This window comes from Pseudomonas sp. MAG733B (genome assembly GCF_036884845.1).
Lineage (GTDB): Bacteria > Pseudomonadota > Gammaproteobacteria > Pseudomonadales > Pseudomonadaceae > Aquipseudomonas.
The window spans coordinates 5,083,287-5,101,223 of the sequence record NZ_CP145732.1; the positions used below are offsets into that span (position 1 = coordinate 5,083,287).

General features: G+C 57.7%; 23 protein-coding genes and 1 pseudogene. 11 read left to right on the forward strand and 13 right to left on the reverse strand.

Translation table 11 applies throughout. The annotated features are described in order from the left end of the window. Positions 1-194 precede the first annotated feature (194 nt). Together folD and pbpG are read left to right on the forward strand one after the other, a co-directional pair. A complete protein-coding gene (folD, locus tag V6Z53_RS23230) occupies positions 195-1,049 on the forward strand; it encodes a bifunctional methylenetetrahydrofolate dehydrogenase/methenyltetrahydrofolate cyclohydrolase FolD (RefSeq protein WP_338581967.1) in 855 nt (284 codons plus the stop codon). A 239-nt stretch (positions 1,050-1,288) separates the two neighbouring features. Then, positions 1,289-2,227 carry a D-alanyl-D-alanine endopeptidase gene (gene pbpG / locus V6Z53_RS23235; protein WP_338581968.1) on the forward strand — a complete coding sequence of 313 codons (939 nt, stop codon included), beginning with the start codon at positions 1,289-1,291 and terminating at the stop codon, positions 2,225-2,227. Between the two features lie 57 nt (positions 2,228-2,284). Here the strand turns inward: pbpG and V6Z53_RS23240 are convergent, their stop codons facing one another. The 3 genes from V6Z53_RS23240 to V6Z53_RS23250 form a co-directional block, all read right to left on the reverse strand. Continuing rightward, positions 2,285-2,500, reverse strand: coding sequence for a hypothetical protein (locus V6Z53_RS23240; RefSeq protein WP_338581969.1), 216 nt, complete (start codon positions 2,498-2,500; stop codon positions 2,285-2,287). A 17-nt stretch (positions 2,501-2,517) separates the two neighbouring features. After that, positions 2,518-2,727: a DUF6021 family protein gene (locus V6Z53_RS23245; protein WP_338581970.1), complete on the reverse strand. Its 210-nt coding sequence runs from the start codon at positions 2,725-2,727 to the stop codon at positions 2,518-2,520. Positions 2,728-2,819: 92 nt separating this feature from the next. Further along, positions 2,820-3,548 carry a peptidase C39 family protein gene (locus tag V6Z53_RS23250; protein ID WP_338581971.1) on the reverse strand — a complete coding sequence of 243 codons (729 nt, stop codon included), beginning with the start codon at positions 3,546-3,548 and terminating at the stop codon, positions 2,820-2,822. A 179-nt stretch (positions 3,549-3,727) separates the two neighbouring features. On the opposite strand from V6Z53_RS23250, the gene V6Z53_RS23255 reads away from it, so the two are divergent. Further along, positions 3,728-3,886, forward strand: coding sequence for a hypothetical protein (locus V6Z53_RS23255; RefSeq protein WP_338586600.1), 159 nt, complete (start codon positions 3,728-3,730; stop codon positions 3,884-3,886). Positions 3,887-3,959: 73 nt separating this feature from the next. On the opposite strand, the gene V6Z53_RS23260 is transcribed toward V6Z53_RS23255, so the two are convergent. Next, entirely contained in the window at positions 3,960-4,709 is a 750-nt protein-coding gene (locus V6Z53_RS23260) for a TerC family protein (RefSeq protein ID WP_338581972.1), read from the reverse strand. 29 nt (positions 4,710-4,738) lie between these two features. Next, entirely contained in the window at positions 4,739-4,981 is a 243-nt protein-coding gene (locus tag V6Z53_RS23265; protein ID WP_338581973.1) for a hypothetical protein, read from the reverse strand. Between the two features lie 135 nt (positions 4,982-5,116). Here V6Z53_RS23265 and nhaR point away from each other — a divergent pair, with 135 nt between their 5' ends. Next, on the forward strand, positions 5,117-6,016 hold the full coding sequence (gene nhaR, locus V6Z53_RS23270) for a transcriptional activator NhaR (protein WP_338581974.1): 900 nt from the start codon (positions 5,117-5,119) through the stop codon (positions 6,014-6,016). Here the strand turns inward: nhaR and V6Z53_RS23275 are convergent. Next, the gene (locus tag V6Z53_RS23275; protein ID WP_338581976.1) at positions 6,003-7,163 is read right to left on the reverse strand and encodes an MFS transporter; all 1,161 of its coding nucleotides are present in this window, start codon (positions 7,161-7,163) and stop codon (positions 6,003-6,005) included. The genes nhaR and V6Z53_RS23275 overlap by 14 nt on opposite strands. Positions 7,164-7,568: 405 nt before the next feature. On the opposite strand from V6Z53_RS23275, the gene sstT reads away from it, so the two are divergent. Beyond that, positions 7,569-8,801: a serine/threonine transporter SstT gene (gene sstT, locus V6Z53_RS23280; protein WP_338581977.1), complete on the forward strand. Its 1,233-nt coding sequence runs from the start codon at positions 7,569-7,571 to the stop codon at positions 8,799-8,801. Positions 8,802-8,987: 186 nt separating this feature from the next. Here sstT and V6Z53_RS23285 read toward each other — a convergent pair whose 3' ends face one another. The 3 genes from V6Z53_RS23285 to V6Z53_RS23295 all read right to left on the reverse strand — a co-directional run bounded on the left by V6Z53_RS23285 (position 8,988) and on the right by V6Z53_RS23295 (position 10,833). After that, entirely contained in the window at positions 8,988-9,497 is a 510-nt protein-coding gene (locus tag V6Z53_RS23285) for a DUF1993 domain-containing protein (RefSeq protein WP_338581978.1), read from the reverse strand. A gap of 75 nt (positions 9,498-9,572) precedes the next feature. Further along, a complete protein-coding gene (locus V6Z53_RS23290) occupies positions 9,573-10,031 on the reverse strand; it encodes a hypothetical protein (protein ID WP_338581980.1) in 459 nt (152 codons plus the stop codon). Positions 10,032-10,647: 616 nt separating this feature from the next. After that, complete coding sequence (locus tag V6Z53_RS23295; protein ID WP_338586601.1) at positions 10,648-10,833, reverse strand: hypothetical protein; 186 nt, start codon at positions 10,831-10,833, stop codon at positions 10,648-10,650. A gap of 128 nt (positions 10,834-10,961) precedes the next feature. Between V6Z53_RS23295 and V6Z53_RS23300 the strand changes: the two genes are divergently transcribed. Beyond that, positions 10,962-11,609, forward strand: coding sequence for a DUF480 domain-containing protein (locus tag V6Z53_RS23300; RefSeq protein WP_338581981.1), 648 nt, complete (start codon positions 10,962-10,964; stop codon positions 11,607-11,609). Positions 11,610-11,787: 178 nt separating this feature from the next. On the opposite strand, the gene V6Z53_RS23305 is transcribed toward V6Z53_RS23300, so the two are convergent. Both V6Z53_RS23305 and V6Z53_RS23310 read right to left on the reverse strand, forming a co-directional pair. Then, entirely contained in the window at positions 11,788-12,306 is a 519-nt protein-coding gene (locus V6Z53_RS23305; RefSeq protein WP_338581982.1) for a cupin domain-containing protein, read from the reverse strand. 9 nt (positions 12,307-12,315) lie between these two features. Further along, positions 12,316-13,134: a shikimate 5-dehydrogenase gene (locus V6Z53_RS23310; protein ID WP_338581983.1), complete on the reverse strand. Its 819-nt coding sequence runs from the start codon at positions 13,132-13,134 to the stop codon at positions 12,316-12,318. Positions 13,135-13,379: 245 nt separating this feature from the next. Between V6Z53_RS23310 and V6Z53_RS23315 the strand changes: the two genes are divergently transcribed. The 3 genes from V6Z53_RS23315 to V6Z53_RS23325 all read left to right on the forward strand — a co-directional run bounded on the left by V6Z53_RS23315 (position 13,380) and on the right by V6Z53_RS23325 (position 14,472). Next, complete coding sequence (locus tag V6Z53_RS23315; RefSeq protein ID WP_338581984.1) at positions 13,380-13,745, forward strand: hypothetical protein; 366 nt, start codon at positions 13,380-13,382, stop codon at positions 13,743-13,745. Between the two features lie 225 nt (positions 13,746-13,970). Beyond that, positions 13,971-14,165, forward strand: coding sequence for a hypothetical protein (locus V6Z53_RS23320; RefSeq protein ID WP_034149937.1), 195 nt, complete (start codon positions 13,971-13,973; stop codon positions 14,163-14,165). Positions 14,166-14,280: 115 nt separating this feature from the next. Beyond that, positions 14,281-14,472 (forward strand): hypothetical protein, encoded by a 192-nt coding sequence (locus V6Z53_RS23325; protein ID WP_338586553.1) that lies wholly within the window; start codon positions 14,281-14,283, stop codon positions 14,470-14,472. Here V6Z53_RS23325 and V6Z53_RS23330 read toward each other — a convergent pair. Then, positions 14,469-15,530, reverse strand: a complete 1,062-nt coding sequence (locus tag V6Z53_RS23330) for an AI-2E family transporter (protein ID WP_338581985.1) — start codon at positions 15,528-15,530, stop codon at positions 14,469-14,471. The two genes, V6Z53_RS23325 and V6Z53_RS23330, sit on opposite strands and share 4 nt — an antisense overlap. Positions 15,531-15,759: 229 nt before the next feature. Between V6Z53_RS23330 and V6Z53_RS23335 the strand changes: the two are divergent. After that, positions 15,760-15,939, forward strand: a pseudogene (locus V6Z53_RS23335) (U32 family peptidase C-terminal domain-containing protein); the annotation flags it as partial. A 97-nt stretch (positions 15,940-16,036) separates the two neighbouring features. On the opposite strand, the gene V6Z53_RS23340 reads toward V6Z53_RS23335, so the two are convergent. After that, the gene (locus V6Z53_RS23340; protein ID WP_338581986.1) at positions 16,037-16,900 is read right to left on the reverse strand and encodes a LysR family transcriptional regulator; all 864 of its coding nucleotides are present in this window, start codon (positions 16,898-16,900) and stop codon (positions 16,037-16,039) included. A 95-nt stretch (positions 16,901-16,995) separates the two neighbouring features. On the opposite strand from V6Z53_RS23340, the gene V6Z53_RS23345 reads away from it, so the two are divergent. After that, positions 16,996-17,895 carry a DMT family transporter gene (locus V6Z53_RS23345; protein ID WP_338581987.1) on the forward strand — a complete coding sequence of 300 codons (900 nt, stop codon included), beginning with the start codon at positions 16,996-16,998 and terminating at the stop codon, positions 17,893-17,895. The last annotated feature ends 42 nt before the right edge of the window (positions 17,896-17,937 follow it).

Here is a 17,937-nt window from a genome sequence, read left to right on the forward strand (position 1 = left end):
ACCAGTGCTAGGCTGTGCCCGACAAGTGCGACGAATAGTATAGAGCCCCCCAGAGGTCGTCAAATCCTTTTTAAAAAAAATTCATTTAATTAAAGGGGTTAGAGGAATTTGCAGACCAAGCGCCTTTGCCCTCACCGCATGACATGCGAGAATGCGTTCTCTTTTTTTCCCCTCTCGATGGTTAATCACGCGCAATGACTGCACAACTAATCGACGGCAAATCGATCGCCGCCAGCCTGCGCCAGCAGATCGCCCAACGGGTTACCGAGCGTCGCCAGCAAGGCCTGCGCACGCCCGGCCTCGCGGTGATCCTGGTCGGCAGCGATCCTGCCTCTCAGGTTTATGTCTCGCACAAGCGTAAAGACTGTGAAGAGGTCGGCTTCCTTTCCCAAGCCTATGACCTGCCTTCCGAAACCACTCAAGAAGCGTTGACCGATCTGATCGATCGCCTGAATGACGATCCGGCGATTGACGGCGTTCTGTTGCAGCTTCCTCTTCCTGAACACCTGGACGCCTCCAAATTGCTGGAGCGCATTCGTCCGGACAAAGACGTCGACGGTTTCCATCCTTATAACGTCGGTCGTCTGGCCCAGCGTATTCCACTGCTGCGTCCGTGCACGCCCAAAGGCATCATGACCCTGCTGGAAAGCACCGGTACCGATCTGTACGGAATGAATGCCGTGGTCGTAGGCGCGTCCAACATTGTTGGTCGCCCGATGGCGATGGAGTTGTTGCTGGCCGGTTGCACCGTGACCGTCACTCACCGCTTCACCAAGGATCTGGCCGGCCACGTCGGTCGTGCTGACCTGGTTGTTGTCGCCGCCGGCAAGCCGGGCCTGGTCAAGGGTGAATGGATCAAGGAAGGCGCGATCGTGATCGACGTCGGCATCAACCGCCAGGAAGACGGCAAACTGGTCGGTGATGTGATCTACGAAACCGCCCTGCCCCGCGCCGGCTGGATCACTCCGGTCCCGGGCGGCGTCGGCCCGATGACTCGTGCCTGCCTGCTGGAAAACACGCTGTACGCCGCCGAAACCCTGCACAGTTAAGGCTGGTTGCAGAGGTAGTCCGCGACACAAGGAACCCCGCCCATGGCGGGGTTCTTTTTTGCCCGCGGAACAGGTTCGACCATCCGCCGGAAAATGACATTTTTTTCATGTTTTCCGGGACTTTCACCTGTTACTTGAACAACCATCGACAGTTATTCAGCCATACTCCAGAATGTCGCGCTTTTTACGAAATAGCCCGTTACACAAACGGCGTATCAACACTTTATGAGTCTGCCAGCGTGAAAATCCGTCTTTCCATCCTGAGCCTAGTTTTTGCAGTTACAGGGACTTTCATCACGCCAATCGCCAGCGCTGGCGAAACCACCGCAGCGCCTCGAGATACCTCGCAACTCAAGCTCGCTTCCGGCAGCTCGTTGCTGCTGGATATGCAGACCAACAAAGTCATCTACGCCAGCAACCCTGACGTGGTTGTCCCCATCGCTTCCGTCAGCAAGCTGATGACCGGCCTGGTCGTGGTTGAAGCCCGGCAAAACATGGACGAATACATCAACATCAACATCAGCGATACGCCGGAAATGAAAGGCGTGTACTCACGGGTGAAGCTAAAGAGCGAACTGCCACGCAGGGAAATGTTGCTGATTGCCCTGATGTCCTCCGAAAACCGCGCCGCCGCGAGCCTGGCCCATCACTATCCGGGTGGCTATGCCGCGTTCATTGCGGCGATGAACGCCAAGGCCCGTGCCCTGGGCATGACCAATACCCATTTCGTCGAGCCGACGGGGCTCTCACCGCGTAACGTTTCGACCGCTCGCGATTTGAGCAAACTGTTGATCGCCGCGCACAAGTACCCGCTGCTGACCGAGTTGAGCACGACCAAGGAAAAAACCGTTACGTTCCGCAAACCCAACTACAGCCTGGGCTTTCGCAACACCGACCATTTGGTCCGCAAGCCGGACTGGGACATCCAGCTGACCAAAACCGGCTTCACCAACGAAGCAGGTCACTGCCTGGTGCTGGTGACCCGGATGGGTAATCGCCCGGTGGCCTTGGTGATTCTTGACGCCTATGGCAAGTACACGCACTTTGCTGATGCCACGCGCATGCGTAATTGGGTAGAGAGCGGCAAGAGCGCGGACGTGCCTTCCGTAGCCTTGCAGTACAAGGCAGACAAGAACCTCAAGCAGCGCCAGAGCGGCGTGGTTGAGGCTTCGAAGTAACATTGCCGTGAACCCATGAAAAAGCCCCGAACAGTCGGGGCTTTTTTTCGTCGCCAATTAATCGTTAGGCAGCGGCATCTGGTCGTCATCCGGAATGCCATCCCCTTTGCTCGGGTCGCGCCAGCCTTGCGGATGTTCGGTTGGCGCTACGGTGGGACGCGCCAGTGGATCTCGCATTGGGCTGTCCGGGTCCAGCACCGGATCGATGCTTTCTTCAGGAGTGGTCGGAACCGTTTCCGGACGTTTGTCGTTGAAACTCGAATCGGTAGACATACGCACCTCCATGAGACCTATGGTTTCAGATCACCGAGTGGATCGTAGGGCTTTGCCGGAGCCTTGGGATTGTCACCCGGCTTCACATCCTTCGGCGCTTTGGCCGGTCCGATGGGATCGACCTGAGGATCGGCGAGGTCAGGAGAATCGGGATCGAACCCCAGCTCATCATCGCCGGACGAATGCTCGGACGAATGTGGGCCGGCGGGGGTATTGGAATGTGCCATGGACGCCTCCTGATCACGGCCCGGAAAGATCAGGGCCTTACAGGTTCAGAGGACGCCAACGGGCCGGGGTGCCCGGCAGATGACGAACGGGCTTACTGTGCGTTCAGAGCCTTTTTGGCCTTCGCCGCCGCCTGTTCCTGGCCGGCCTGGGCCAGGTCGTTCGCCGCCTTGAGCCAGCGCTGCTGATCGACTTCCGCTGGAATCTGCGTCGGAGCCTGAATCAGCACCGCCCATCCACCGGCATCCTTGAAAGCCGATTCAAATGAACCGAAGCTCATCAACAACCGCTGGTCCATCCCGGCGCGCAACAGCACGGTCTGTTTCTGACGGTTATAGCCAGAGAGAATTGCATAACGCGGTTCAGCCCAGAGCGCCGAACCCTCGGTAAACCGCACCATCACCGGATATCCGGCCGCCACCTGAGTCAATAAGGCTGGCAAATTGCTGTCCAGCGGATAAACCATCATTCCGTACTCACGGGCGAGGTTCTGCATGTTCTGTTGCAACTGGGCTTCGGCGCCCGGTAAACGCAGCGGTTTGTCGAGCAAACCCGGGGTGATCACAATGCCTTGCTGGGACAACATGCTCGCCAGCACTTGCGGCCCGCTTTGATTGGCCACGCCCTTATAGAACCGGCCAGTGAGTTCGACCCGCTCCGGCAGCCGCTTGATCTGCGGCGCAACGCTCCCCGCGCAACCAGAAAGACTGGCGACACAACCCACGATCACCGCCACCGAAAGCATTCGAGAAATTACCCGCACCATCATCACTCTCTTGTTCAGACGCCAGGCAATCCGCTTCCCGGCTTGGGCATCGATCATAGGACGCCGCGCGGCAGCGGTATAGCCTTAACCGGTAGTTGGTTGCTTTCGATAGAGCGAACTGGTTGGTGCCAGGCGACTTTCGGTCAATTGCCTGAAACACGCCAGCGACTAGACTGTCACTTGCATAGCGTGTGCGCCCGCTGCAGGGCAAAGAGGAGGCATCGATGAGCCTGACAATGACAATCGTAATGTTGATTTCCGGCTGGCTGGCCGTCGCCGCTGCCATGTTGTGGGGAGTTCTGCGCATTACCCGCCGCCACCATCACCATCCGGTCCAATCGGCGCCAGTGACGAAAGCCGAGGAACCTCCCGTACGTCACGCCACCGCGCACTGACGTTATCCGGATACAAACAAAAACGGCCGCCTGGACTCTTTCGAGTTCAGGCGGCCGTTTCGTTTAGCGATGGTTAAGCTTCAGTGGCAATCCGCTTTTGCTTCGCGCGCCGGGACATCATGTTCAACACTTCAATCGTGGCCGAGAACGCCATGGCGGCATAAACGTAGCCTTTCGGTACGTGGGCGCCGAAGCCTTCAGCGATCAGCGTCATGCCGATCATGATCAGGAAGCCCAGGGCCAGCATGACCACCGTCGGGTTGTCATTGATGAACTTGGCCAGCGGATCAGCTGCAAACAACATCACCAATACCGACACCACTACCGCGATGATCATGATCGGCAGGTGCTCGGTCATGCCGACGGCGGTAATGATGCTGTCGATGGAAAACACCATGTCCAGCATCAGGATCTGCCCGATCGCCGCGGCGAAACCCAAGGTTACCGTCGATGTCGCCGATGTCGGATCATCAGGAGCAGGGTCCATGCTGTGATGGATTTCGGTCGTCGCCTTCCACAACAGGAACAGACCACCGGCGATCAGGATCATGTCTTTCCAGGAGAACGCGTGGCCGAAAATCTCGATCACAGGCGTGGTCAACTGGACAATGAACGCGATGGTGCTGAGCAAGCCCAATCGCAGGATCAACGCCATGCCGATACCAATGCGCCGCGCTTTCTGCCGGTGCTGCTCGGGCAGTTTGTTGGTCAGGATCGAGATGAAGATCAGGTTATCGATGCCGAGCACGATTTCCATCACCACCAGGGTGGCCAGGGCGACCCAGGCAGTGGGGCTGGCGGCGAGTTGTAAAAGGTATTCCATGGGTCAGTCCTGACTCGTTGTAAGACGGTTTAGATTTCCTTGGAGGAAGATTCGGATTTTTCCGAGTCTTTTTCCGATGATTCTTTTTTGCTGATCAGCCCGCCGGTGGCATCACTGAGCGCTTGCTCGGCGGCTTTATGGGTATCGTCGATGGCCTGTTTCGCGCTTTCGGCGGCCTTGCCCATCAGTTGTTGGGCGCTTTTTTCGGCTTGGTCGCAACCGGCCAATACCAGTAAAGATGTGATCAACAGCGCCGTGGCTTTAATTTTCATGATGCTTCCCTCGATATAACGAACGGGACCGAAACGATGGCCCGTTGATAGCGAGGCATTCTAGGGAAGCAGATACTTCAGGAAAATTCGTATTTTCAGCGGTTATACTTCGGTTTTTACGAACTGTAGAAGATCATGCTTAACTATCGGCAATTGCATTACTTCTGGGTGGTGGCCAAAACCGGCAGCATCGTGCGCGCCTGCGAACAGTTGAACCTCACGCCGCAGACCATCAGCGGTCAGATTTCACTGCTCGAACAAACCTATGGCATTGAGTTGTTTCGCCGTGTCGGTCGGCAACTGGAACTCACCGAAGCCGGCCGGCAGACCCTGCCCTACGCCGAGCAGATGTTTCAGCTGGGCGGAGAACTGGAACTGATGTTGCGGGCGCAACCCAATGAACAGCAGATTCTGTTCCGGGTCGGTGTGGCCGACGTGGTGCCCAAATCCATCGTCTATCGCCTGATCGCGCCGACCATGGAGTTGAGCGAACCGCTGCGCATTACGTGCCGCGAAGACAAGCTTGAACGTTTGTTGGCCGACCTGGCGATCCAGCGTCTGGACCTGGTGATCTCCGACAGCCCGATGCCATCGCACCTGGACATCAAAGGCTACAGCCAGAAGCTCGGTGAATGCGGGATCAGTTTCTTTGCCACCCCTGAGTTGGCGGCGCGATACGGCGAGGATTTCCCGCGCAACCTGCACGGTGCGCCGTTGCTGATTCCGGGACCGGAAACCGTCGTGCGCAGCCGTTTGCAACGCTGGTTTGCCGAACAACAGATCCAGCCGAAGATCGTTGGCGAGTTCGATGACAGCGCCTTGATGCAGGCCTTCGGCCAATCCGGCAGCGGAATTTTCATCGGCCCGAGCGTGATTGCCGATGAAGTGAAACGCCAATGCGGCGTAGAGGTGATTGGTCAGACTGACGCCGTGAGCGAGTCGTTCTACGCCATTTCCGTGGAACGCAAGGTCAAGCACCCTGGCATTGTCGCCATTACCGAAGGTGCCCGACGCGAGTTGTTTACAACGCTGTGATTTCTTCGCGTGGCTTGAAAGTCATCAGGGCGATGGCCAGCAGAATCGAAGCAAGAATAAAAGCCGCCGCCGCGAAGCCAAGACCTTGCAGGCCAACACTGTCGATCACCCGACCGCCGATCATCGCGCCCAAGCCAATACCGAGGTTGGCCCCGGCGATGTTCAACGACGCGGCAAACGCCGGTGCCTCGGGTGCGGCTTTCATCAGGCGCACATGGCTGACCAAAAACAACGCCGCCTGAGTCACGCCCCAGATACCCATCGCCGCCGCCAGACCGAGGGGCGAATGAATGTTCGGTACCAGCGCCACCAGGCCGGCAATCATGAATGCGCAGAACATCATCGAAGCCATCAGCGGGTGACGATCCACCGCGCGACCGCCCAACGAGTTGCCGATCAACCCGACCGCACCGAAGCCCATCAGGCACCAGCCAACCACCGTGCCGTTGAAACCGGCCAGGCGTTCAAGGATGTCCGCCAGATAGGTGTACGCGGTGAACATGCCGCTGAACACAATCACTGACAGCAGCACGTGACCGATCATCAACGGGCTGCGCAGGATCTTGAACTGCGAGCGAAAGCTGACCTGATGCTGGTGCAGGTTGGTTTTCGGCAGGTAGATAAACAGCAGCAAAGCCTTGGCAAAGGCGATGACCGCCAGAATGGCGAATGCGCTGCGCCAGCCGAACGCATCGGAAATCAGCGTGCCGACCGGAATGCCGAACACCGTGGCGCAGACGATGCCGAAGCCGATCTTGGCGATGGCGCGACCCGCGTAGTCCGGGCCGACAATATCGACGGCGGTTTCACTGGCCAGCGCCCAGAACACCGGCAACCCCAGTGCCGGGATCAACCGGGCGAACGCCATCACCCAGATATTCGGCGCCAGCGCCGCGAGGGTGTTGGCCAGGCCAAACATGATCAACACCGAGATAAACAACTTGCGTCGCTCGAAGCGGGCGAAGTACGCGGTGAGGAACGGCCCGAACGCGGCGACGGTGAAGGCGAACAGGGTCACCAGCAAACCCGCTTGCGGGATGCTGACGTCGAGGTCACGGGCGATGGCCGGCAACAGGCCGACGATGATGAACTCCGTGGTCAGCACCGTGAAACCGGCGGCGGACAACAGAAGAATCGGAAACAGCATGCAAAACTCCAGAAAACGACAACACCAGCGATAGGCCCGAAGGCTCACTGGCAGATGAAAATGAGGATGGCGAATCTTAACAGAGTGTTTCCGGATGCGGTTGCACGAACCTGCAATTCGCGTTGAATGCCGGGGTGGCAGTTCGTCACAGGTCTGAAAGATCGTTCTTACGCTGTGATAAAGTCCGCGCCCTTGTGGCGAGGGAGCTTGCTCCCGCTGGACTGCGCAGCAGGCCCATTTGGTGGGGCCGCTTCGCTGCCCAGCGGGAGCAAGCTCCCTCGCCACAGGAATCAGCGCTGGCATTAGCCCCGTGTTTCTTTCTCGGTTTCCTGCCCGCAGCCTGCCCTGTTTGTTGCTGCGCACCTTCGAAACCTCGCACTTATAAAAAATCAGAGATGCCGTTTTATGACTGCTTCATCCCCTTCTCTATTGCAACGCCTCAAACGCCTGAGCCTGGTCACGCAAATCGTGATCGGCCTGATCGCCGGTATTGCCCTGGCCGTGTTTGCGCCTGAAGCGGCGAAGTCCACCGCGTTCATCGGCAAAGTGTTTGTCTCGGCGCTGAAGGCCGTCGCGCCGATCCTGGTGTTCGTGCTGGTCATGGCGTCGATTGCCAACCACAAGCACGGTCAGGAAACCCACATTCGGCCGATTCTGTTTCTGTATCTGCTGGGGACTTTCGCCGCCGCCGTGGTCGCTGTGGTTGCCAGCATGATGTTCCCGTCGAGCCTGGTGCTGTCGACTCAGGATGTTGCTGTGTCTGCGCCTGGCGGTATCGGCGAAGTGCTGCAAAGCCTGTTGCTGAGCGTGGTCGACAACCCTGTCAGCGCCCTGATGAATGCGAACTTCATCGGCATTCTGGCGTGGGCCATCGGTATGGGCGTTGCCATCCGTCACGCCGGCGACACCACCCGTGAAGTGCTGGGCGACCTGTCCAACGGCGTGACCGTGATTGTGCGAGTGGTGATTCGCTTCGCGCCGCTGGGCATTTTCGGCCTGGTGGCCTCGACCTTGGCGACCTCCGGTTTCGGCGCCCTGATCGGTTACGCGCATCTGTTGGCCGTGTTGCTGGGCTGCATGTTGTTTGTGGCGCTGGTGATGAACCCGCTCATCGTGTTCTGGAAACTGCGTCGCAACCCGTACCCGCTGGTGCTGACCTGCCTGCGCGAAAGCGGCATCACCGCGTTCTTCACCCGCAGCTCGGCGGCGAACATTCCGGTCAACCTGGAGTTGAGCAAGCGTCTGGGCCTGCACGAAGACACCTACTCAGTATCGATCCCGCTGGGCGCGACCATCAACATGGCCGGTGCGGCGATCACCATCACAGTACTGACTTTGGCGGCTGTGCACACGCTGGGCATCGCTGTGGACATCCCGACCGCGATCCTGTTGAGCGTCGTCGCAGCGATCTGCGCCTGCGGTGCCTCGGGTGTGGCCGGTGGTTCGCTGTTGCTGATCCCGCTGGCGTGCAGCCTGTTCGGCATCCCGAGCGAAATCGCCATGCAGGTGGTGGCGGTTGGTTTCATCATCGGCGTGTTGCAGGACTCGGCAGAAACCGCGCTGAACTCCTCCACCGATGTACTGTTCACCGCAGCGGCTTGCCTGGGTGAAGAGGCAAAAGCAGAACGCCTGGCCTGACACAAATCCCTGTGGGAGCTAGCCTGCTAGCGATGAGGGCGCGACATTCAACATTGATGTTGACTGACAGTACGCCATCGCTAGCAGGCTAGCTCCCACAGGGTTAGTGGTGTAGCGAATAAATGCATACCCATGAAAAAGCCCCCGCAGCCTAAGGCTCCGGGGGCTTTTTTGTACCTGGACGGTTTAGAACGCGCCCATGTAGTCGCGCTTGCCCACTTCCACGCCGTTGTGGCGCAGCAGTGCGTAAGTGGTGGTGACGTGGAAGAAGAACTGCGGCAGGCCGTAGGTCAGCAGGTAGGACTGGCCGCTGAAGCGCTTCTCTTTAGGCGTGCCCGGACGGGTCACGATCTCGATGTTTTCCTTGCCGTTGATCTGCTCTGGCGTGAACTCGCCGATGTAAGCCAGAACCTTGGTGATCAGTGCTTGCAGCTCGGCGAAGGTGGTTTCGGTGTCGTCGTACTTGGGCAGTTCGACTTCGGCCAGGCGCGAAGAAATGCCTTTGGCGAAATCAACAGCGATCTGCACCTGACGCACCAGCGGGAACATGTCCGGGAACAGGCGCGCTTGCAGGAACGCATTCGGGTCGATGTTCTTTTCAGTGGCGTGGGCTTCGGCCTTTTTCAGCACGCCGCTGAGGGCGTTGAGCATTTGCTGGAGAACAGGGATGGAAGCGTCGTACAGGGAAATAGTCATGGCAGTCTCATGTGATGACAGGAGGGAAACGTCGGCCGATTATATCCATCCGCGCCCTCCCGAGACCGTTCTTTTTCAGCCGCCGTAAACCTTCGCCGCCGCAGATGTGGCTTCTCGTACTTTTCTTTGCTCTGCCAGTGCTATTTCTTTGAAATCATAGGTAGGAAAGAATTCTGTCCGGTAACTTCCCCACGCGGTGTTTTCGAGTGCGAGATTTACCGCTGAGAGTCGCGAGGCAGGCAAACGCAGAACGATGACTTGTCCTATACCCATCGTTATATTCCAGCTGACAATCTCTACCCCGGCGGGAGGGAACATCTTGTAAAACTCCTGTTTTACGAGTTGCGCTTTCAGCTCGCCCAATGGCCGTGACTGATCATGCTTCAGGAAAACAGTCAGCATGACTGCATTATCTGGCGTGACAACAGCCTCTTTGGAGACTGAAGGCGTTGTCGACTGTGCATTTGCGCCAGCCGAGCATATTCCAGCCAGCAGTAACATAGACATTAATAGCGATCTGAACTTAATCATCATGTTTTGCCTTTTATTTTTTGGGCTTTGCGGATGTTATTACAGAGCAGCGTCAATAACGTGAACGCTAGAAAACATTAAAACAATGGGCTGATAAAACATTGCAGGATGTATTTATTGCGACATCGAGGTTTTTATAGCGCCTTTGTAGGGTGCATGGACCATATAAATCCGGACCGGAGAATTGACATCTACAATGTCGCGGGCCACTTCTCGTGGATAGATGAACTCTTCGTCATTTAATCTTTCCAGTCTTCTGACCACAGTTCTGACCGCTCCTTTACCAGGCATCAGGATATGCTTTGCTTTATCACCGGTCCTCGATGACTTTAGTGGTGGCGCTTATTTTTTCTTGTGGAAAACCATCACTGCGATCAGCGAATAGAATATAGGACCGATATCAACCACTCACAATACCTGGTATATATTTGCAACAATTGCAGCAGTCATTACTTCCAATAACGGCCGATAGAATAATGGATATACGGGCATCTTCGTCAAGACACGGAAATCTCTGTAGGAATTATCGCTGGCTTCGACTTTCAGATCTTGTACTTCTCGCAATCAATGGAAAATCAAGATCAAAAGATCGCAACCTTCAACAGCGCCTGGGGTTGCGTTATGCAGGTGGTTCCATTTGATCGAGCACTCGATTCGTGGTGATCTTGGCAAGCGTGACGCTATTGGAAATACCCGGCAAAACATTGCGGGACCCGCCTTCCAGAAGATCCACCAGGTAATGGACCATGACATCGACCGAACTGCTGGCGAGCTCCTCCATGTAGGCAACGCTCAGATCGAGCACTTGCTGCGCGTCAGGCGATGTCGCCAACAATGAAGCGCGGCAAGACGGCAATGCTCGACTAACATCCCTGAACGAGGTTTTATTAGCCGATATTTTCCAGATCAACCGTTAGCGAGGTTCCAGCCACTGTGAGCACTGAGCAAGAAACGACGTTCGACGAACCACGGCTCAACAGCACGGAAATCCGCATTCTGGGTTCGTTGATCGAGAAACAGGCCACCAGCCCGGAAACCTATCCGCTGACCCTCAATGCCCTGGTGATTGCCTGCAACCAGAAAACCAGCCGCGAGCCAGTGATGAACCTCACGCCCGGTCAGGTCGGCCAGAGCTTGCGTGCGCTTGAGGGACGTGGTTTCACCAAACTGGTGATGGGCAGTCGTGCCGATCGCTGGGAACACAAGGTCGACAAGGCGCTGGAACTGGTGCCGGCGCAGGTGATTTTGACCGGGCTGATGTTTTTGCGTGGCCCGCAGACGGTGAATGAACTGCTGACCCGCAGTGGCCGCATGCATGAGTTTGAAGATACCGAACAGGTGGTGCATCAGCTGGAGCGGTTGATTGCGCGAGGGCTGGCGGTATTGATTCCGCGTCAGGCCGGGCAGCGTGAGGACCGCTATTCCCATGCGATGGGTGATCCGGCGGATATCGAGGCGATCCTTGCGGCGCGACAGAATCCGAGCGAGCGCGGTGCCGGCAGCGGTGTTTCGGTTGAGCGGATTGAAGAGCTGGAAGCGCGGATTGCGGCGCTGGAAGAGCGGTTGGCGCGCCTCGAATAAAGTGGTCTGCCTGTCACTTTTATGTTGGATGTACCGCCGCCTTCGCGGGCAAGCCCGCTCACACAGTGGATTGTGGAGGTTCATGGTATTTGTGAACGCCACAAAACCCTGTGGGAGCGGGCTTGCTCCGGGCGGCGTTCCGACGAAGACGGACTGAAAATTACCGCAAACTGGAAGGCTACTCACCGTCCCAATAATCGATGCCATCCTCCTGCCGCGCCACCGCAACAAACCCCGAAGCATTGCCCTCGGCATCCACCTTGAAATCATCCATCACCGCATATTTGCCGGAATCCGGGTATTCGCAGATTTCCGGTGACTGCTGAGTGCTGACCGCGAGGTAACGCAGTTCGGCGTTGCTGGTATTGATGATCTGGTGGGCTTTTTCCGGGCCGCCCGGCGGGCAGGCAATCACGTCGCCGGTACGGATTGGAAAACGCTCTGCGCCGAGTCGCACCTCGCCTTCCCCGGCCACCACATAGAACATCTCTTCATTGACCCGATGACTGTGAAACGGACTGCCACGCATGCCCGGTTCCAGCACATACAAGCGATAACCGAGCTTCTGCGCCCCCAATAGCTGACCGACGCGGGCCAGGCGCTGCTGGTAGCGCCCGGCAGTTTCGCCGGTGGGCGCGAACGCTTCGGGCAGCGGTTCAAGTTCGACCTGGTTCAAATTGAGAATGGGTGGATGCATGGAATCCTCCTAGCTGCGGGCAAATGCCACCGCTTTCTGAAATTGTTCCTCGGTTGGTCGCACGCCGGTGTACAACACAAACTGCTCCAGCGCCTGGATCGCAATCACTTCCAGCCCGGTAATCACTTTCTTGCCCTCGGCACGGCCACGCACGATCAGCGGGGTTTCCGAAGGAATCGCCACTACATCGAAGACGATGTCTGCCGATTTGATGACGTCAATCTCGAACGCCAGTTGACCGGCCTCGGTGCCACCATCCATACCCACGGGTGTCACGTTGACCAGCATCTGCGGGCGCCCCGTGCCCAGCTCCGGCTGCCACTCATAGCCCAGGGATTCGGCCAGTGCCCGCCCGGCGCGCTCGTTACGGGCCACGATCAAGCCATTTTTGTAGCCACCGTCACGCAAGGCGCTGGCCACGGCCTTGGCCATGCCGCCGCTGCCGCGCAGGGCGAAGGTGGTGTCCTTGGGCACGGCGTGGGTTTCCAGCAATTGGGCGATGGCAATGTAATCGGTGTTGTAGGCCTTGAGGTGGCCGTCGGTGTTGACGATGGTGTTGATCGACTGGATGGCGGCGGCCGATGCATCCAGCTCGTCGACCAAGGCAATGCAGGCCTCTTTGAACGGCATCGATACGCCGCAGCCGCGAATGCCCAAGGCGCGAATGCCGCCCACTGCACCGGGCAAATCCTGGCTGCTGAATGCCTTGTAGTAGAAATTCAGCCCCAGTTGTTCATACAGATGATTGTGAAATCGCAGCCCAAAGTTCCCCGGACGCCCGGAGAGCGACATGCACAGTTGGGTGTCTCGATTGGGGTTCATCTGCATGTGAATCTCCTTCTAACGCACTTTCAGATGGACGGGATTAGCCAGCCCACAGGATCTGATCGATGATATTCGCGTACCTGCCCGCGGCACTAAAACGTCCGTAAGCAAACCGGTACAGACCTTACACAAAATTTACCAAACGGCTGTGCTGATTTTCAAAAAAGCGCTGTCTTAGAAGTATCCCCGCGACAATCCTTGGGTCTATTGCAGACGCAAGCGCCGGGTTGAAGAACCGAGGAATTATCATGATCCGTAAAATCCCCACAGTTGCCTTGCTGATCGGCGCGCTCGCTATCGCAGGACAGGCGCAAGCCCATGGTGGTGGTAATGACGCGGCGGTATTTGGAGCGATCGTCGGTACTGCCATCGTTGGCTCGGCTCTGATCAACGCCAACCGGCCAGTCTATGTCGCGCCGCAACCGGTCTACGCGCAGCCGGCACCGGTTTATTACGCGCCACCGCCACCACCGGTTTACTACCAGCCGGCGCCGGTGTACGTGCAACAGCCGATCTATTACCGTCCGGCGCCGGTCTACTACGGACCACCCCGTGGCTATTACGGCCCGCCGCGCGGTTACTACGGCCCTCCCCACGGTTATGGCCGCTGGTGACAGACTCAAGGCCCCGCCCGAAAGCGCGGGGCTTTTTTGAGGCCGCTCGTCGGCAACCGTCTGGATAAATCGCGTCAGTGTCGTTATCGGGACAGTATCGATTGTTCAAGCAGGCAAGATTGACTCGCCCCTTCTTTTGGGGAAACCGTCATATATATGTCATGTCAGATCCGCAAGCTTGAACCTGTCCGCCAACAACAGGTTGAAAACAACAAGGACGCCCTCATGCCAACGCAGAACCCGCACCGCATTGTCGGTCTGTGCACTTCCAGCAAGGTGTACAACGCCCTGACCGAACTCAAGCACCTGGAAGGCCACCGCAGCGCCAAGTTCCTTTCGCTGCTGACGCAAAACCTGGTGCGCAAAGGCCTGCTCAATGAGCAGGAAGTGGTGCATATGCTCGACCAGGTGGTTGACTGACCGACAGACGGTCGGTTAGCCACAACTGCGTCAATGACCACTATCGAAAACGGTGATTGTCGGAAATTTCGCCCGCCCCGTAAGGTAGCTCCATAGATTGGTGGAGGTACTTATGATGTCTCAGGTTCAGATTATGTCCGTTATTGGCAGCGCCGTTCCCGCGCCACTCAGAGCGCTCGGAATGCTCGCCTGCTGGTATCTGGTCCAGGACGGCGAACAAATCAGCGGCCCGCTCACCTCACTGCCCGACGCCCAGGCGTTGTCGCAGCAAATCAGCGCCGGCCAGCAAGGCAAACTCAGCGCCTAAGGCAGCTGAACCCGCGGTTTGGTTTCGATGAAAATGGCCCAGCTCGACATGAACAGGGCCGCGATCAACGGGCCGATGACAAAGCCGTTGAGGCCGAAAATTGCCAGGCCGCCGAGGGTCGAGATCAGGATCATATAGTCCGGCATTTTCGTGTCCTTGCCCACCAGGATCGGACGCAGCACGTTGTCTACCAGGCCAATCACGAATACGCCGAACAACACCAGCGTCACCCCTTGCCAGATCGCTCCGGTAAACAGGAAAAACGCCGCTACCGGCGCCCAGATAATCCCCGCCCCCACCGCTGGCAACAGCGACAGAAATGCCATCAACACTGCCCAGATCAACGCGCTGGGAATGTCCAGAAACCAGAAAATCAATCCGCCCAACGCACCCTGCGTGATCGCCACCACCAGATTGCCCTTCACGGTGGCCCGCACCACCCGGTTGAACTTGAGCTGCAAACGACGTTTCTGGTTTTCCTCCAGTGGCACGGCCATGCGCACTTTGCGCGCAAGCTCTGCACCATCGCGCAAAAAGAAAAACAGCAGGTACAGCATGATGAAAAAGCTGACGATGAATTCGAACGTACCCTGACCAAAACTGAAGGCCTGGGTGGCGACGAACTGGTTGCCGGTCATCGCGCTCTTGATGATTTTCTCGCGCAGGCCGTTCAGTTCCCCCATGCCGAAGCGATCGAGCAAATGCTGGAAGTACGGCGGCAGGCTGTGCTTGAACTGCGCCACATAACCGGCGATATCCAGTTCCCCGCTTTCGATGTTCTTGTAGAGCGCCGTGCCTTCCTGAACCAGGAAGATACTCAGGATGATCACTGGCAGGATCGCGATCAACAGACAGATGCTCAAGGTCAGCAGTGAAGTGAGGTTACGTTGCCAGCCGAACTTCAATTGCAGTTGACGCTGCAGTGGGGCAAACAGAATTCCGAGGATCACCGCCCAGAATACTGCGCCGTAAAACGGCAGCAGAATCCAGACGAAAGCGATGCTCACCAGCAACAGCAAAACGGCCAGCGATTTGTCTTTGAGCGTCTCTTCGTTCATGTCCGATCCATGCCAATCCACCGGGTCGCAGAAGTACGCCCTGATGCTTAGGCCACGATGGCCCGCGCGAGTGCCATCGGTTTGTTCATCAAGCATAGATCCAGATCAATAAAGCCTTCGGGCCAGGCGTTTACCCTCTGCAGCTTTTGCGATCGACCCGCCATGAACCTCATTGCTCCCGAATTGCTCGCCCCCGCCGGCACCCTGCTCCAGGCCAACACGGTGAACTGATCACATGGAACTAATGACGCCCAAGGGCAACTTTCACTTTGATTTGCATCAGTTGCAGAACGTCAAAAGCGAAGCGATTGAAGTTGCACCGGGGGATGGGCACACGGTGTATTTGCCGATTCCGGATGCGGTGGATCTGAATTTCGGTCTGCTGATGCGCGATATCAGCGCAACGTAAGCCCCCTGTAGGAGCTGCCGAAGGCTGCGATCTTTTGATCTTAAGAAGCAAAATCAAAAGATCGCAGCTTTCGGCAGCTCCTGCACAGGTGGAACGCCTAAGCGAATTCCTCGCGCAACATCGCCACAAATGCTTCCCGCGCCGGGTGTACCCCGGCGTTTTCATGCCAGTAGAACAGGCTCTCGATTGCCGTCAGTTCAGGAAACTCGAACGCCACGCACCCGGCACCCTTGGCGTATTGATCGAAAACCCCTTTGGTCACCAGCGCCACGCCGGCACCGGCGCTGACGCAACCGACAATCGCGCCATAGCTGGCCAGGCTGACAATCGGCAGCGACAACCCGTTGCGCAATAACCAATGCTCCATCGCCGCCCGGTAAGGGCAGCCCTGAGGCCAAAGAAACATGGTCTTGTCGTGCAGGTCCGCCACATCGTGCAGCGGTCCGAGGGAAGTTGAGGCGATCACCAGCAACTCTTCGCGGTACATCGGCGTGCGCTTGAGTTGCGAGCGCTCGACGTCGACCGCGACGATTGCGCCGTCGAGCTTGTGATTGAACGTGTCGTCGAGCAACTGGGCCCAAGTGCCGGTGGTCAGCTCCAGCGCCACTTGCGGGAAACGCTTGTGGAATTTCGCCAGCAAACGCGGCAAACGCCCGGTGGCAGAAGACTCGATGGCACCGATGCGCAATGGCCCGGACGGATCGGCCGAAGGGTCCACCGCGCGTTTGGCCTCGGCGGTGAGGGCCAGGATTTTCGAGGCATAGGCCAGAAAGGTCTGGCCCGACGGGCTGATGCGCAATCCGCGCCCCTCACGCAAAAACAGCGCGACACCCAACTCTGCTTCCAGCGACTTGATACGCGCCGTGATATTCGATGGCACGCAATGCAGCAACTCGGCGGCACGGGCAATGCTGCCCACCTCGGCCACGGTCTTGAACATGCGAATCTGCGCCAGCTCCATACATCACCAAAAGTGAACGGTTAGCACAGTATAAGTCAGTTGTGGCGAACGATCAGGATTCCGATACTCGGTGCATATCCCACCGGTGCACGACCATGAATCCACTCACGCCCTCCCCCTTGAAAATCATCCTGGCCATGGCGTTTGTCGTGGCCTGCTGGGGTTACTCCCCGACCGGCATCCACATCGGATTGCTGGCCTACGACCCTGTGCACCTGGCGTTGCTGCGCTTTCTGATCGCTTCGGTGTTCATGGCCGTAGTCGCGGTATGGCGGGGTATCCACCTGCCGAAACTGCGGGATCTGCCGCTGCTGTTCGGGCTGGGTTTCTTTGCGGTGAGCCTGCATCACGTGGCAATCAATTTCGGCCAACAAGGTGTCAGCGCCGGCGCGTCGAGCGTACTGGCGCAGACGACACCGCTGTTCAGCACGTTGCTGGCGCGTTTCGTATTCAAGGATCGGGTGAGCCTCTGGCGTTGGGGCTGCGTGATACTGGGATTGGTCGGCGTGGTAATTGTGGTGGCCGGGGATCATGGCTTCGGCAGCATCGATGCCCATGGTTTGCTGATCCTGCTGGCGGCGCTGTCGTGGAGTCTCTACTTCGGTCTGCAAAAGCATCACACCGGGCGTTACGACGGGTTGACGCTGGTGTGCTACACGGTCTGGTCCGGGACCGCGCTGTTGTTGGTTTTTCTGCCGGGGCTGGTGGATCAGGTGGTGAATGCGCCGCTGCGTGTGCAGTTGGCGGTGTTTGCCTTGGGGATTTTCCCGAGCGCGCTGGCGTATCTGGCGTGGGCTTATGTGTTGGCGCATGTGGACTTGAGTCGGGCGACGATGACCTTGTATCTGGTGCCGCCGATGGCGATGCTTATTGCTTCTTTTGCGCTGGGCGAGAGACCGACGCTGATGGTTGGGGTGGGTGCGGTGGTGGTGTTGATCAGTGTGTTGGCGTTGAATCTGGAGCGTAGAGCGGTGGTTCAGGTGGCGCAGGCTTGATCGACGATTTGTGTTGAGGCGTTTGACGCCATCGCGGGCAAG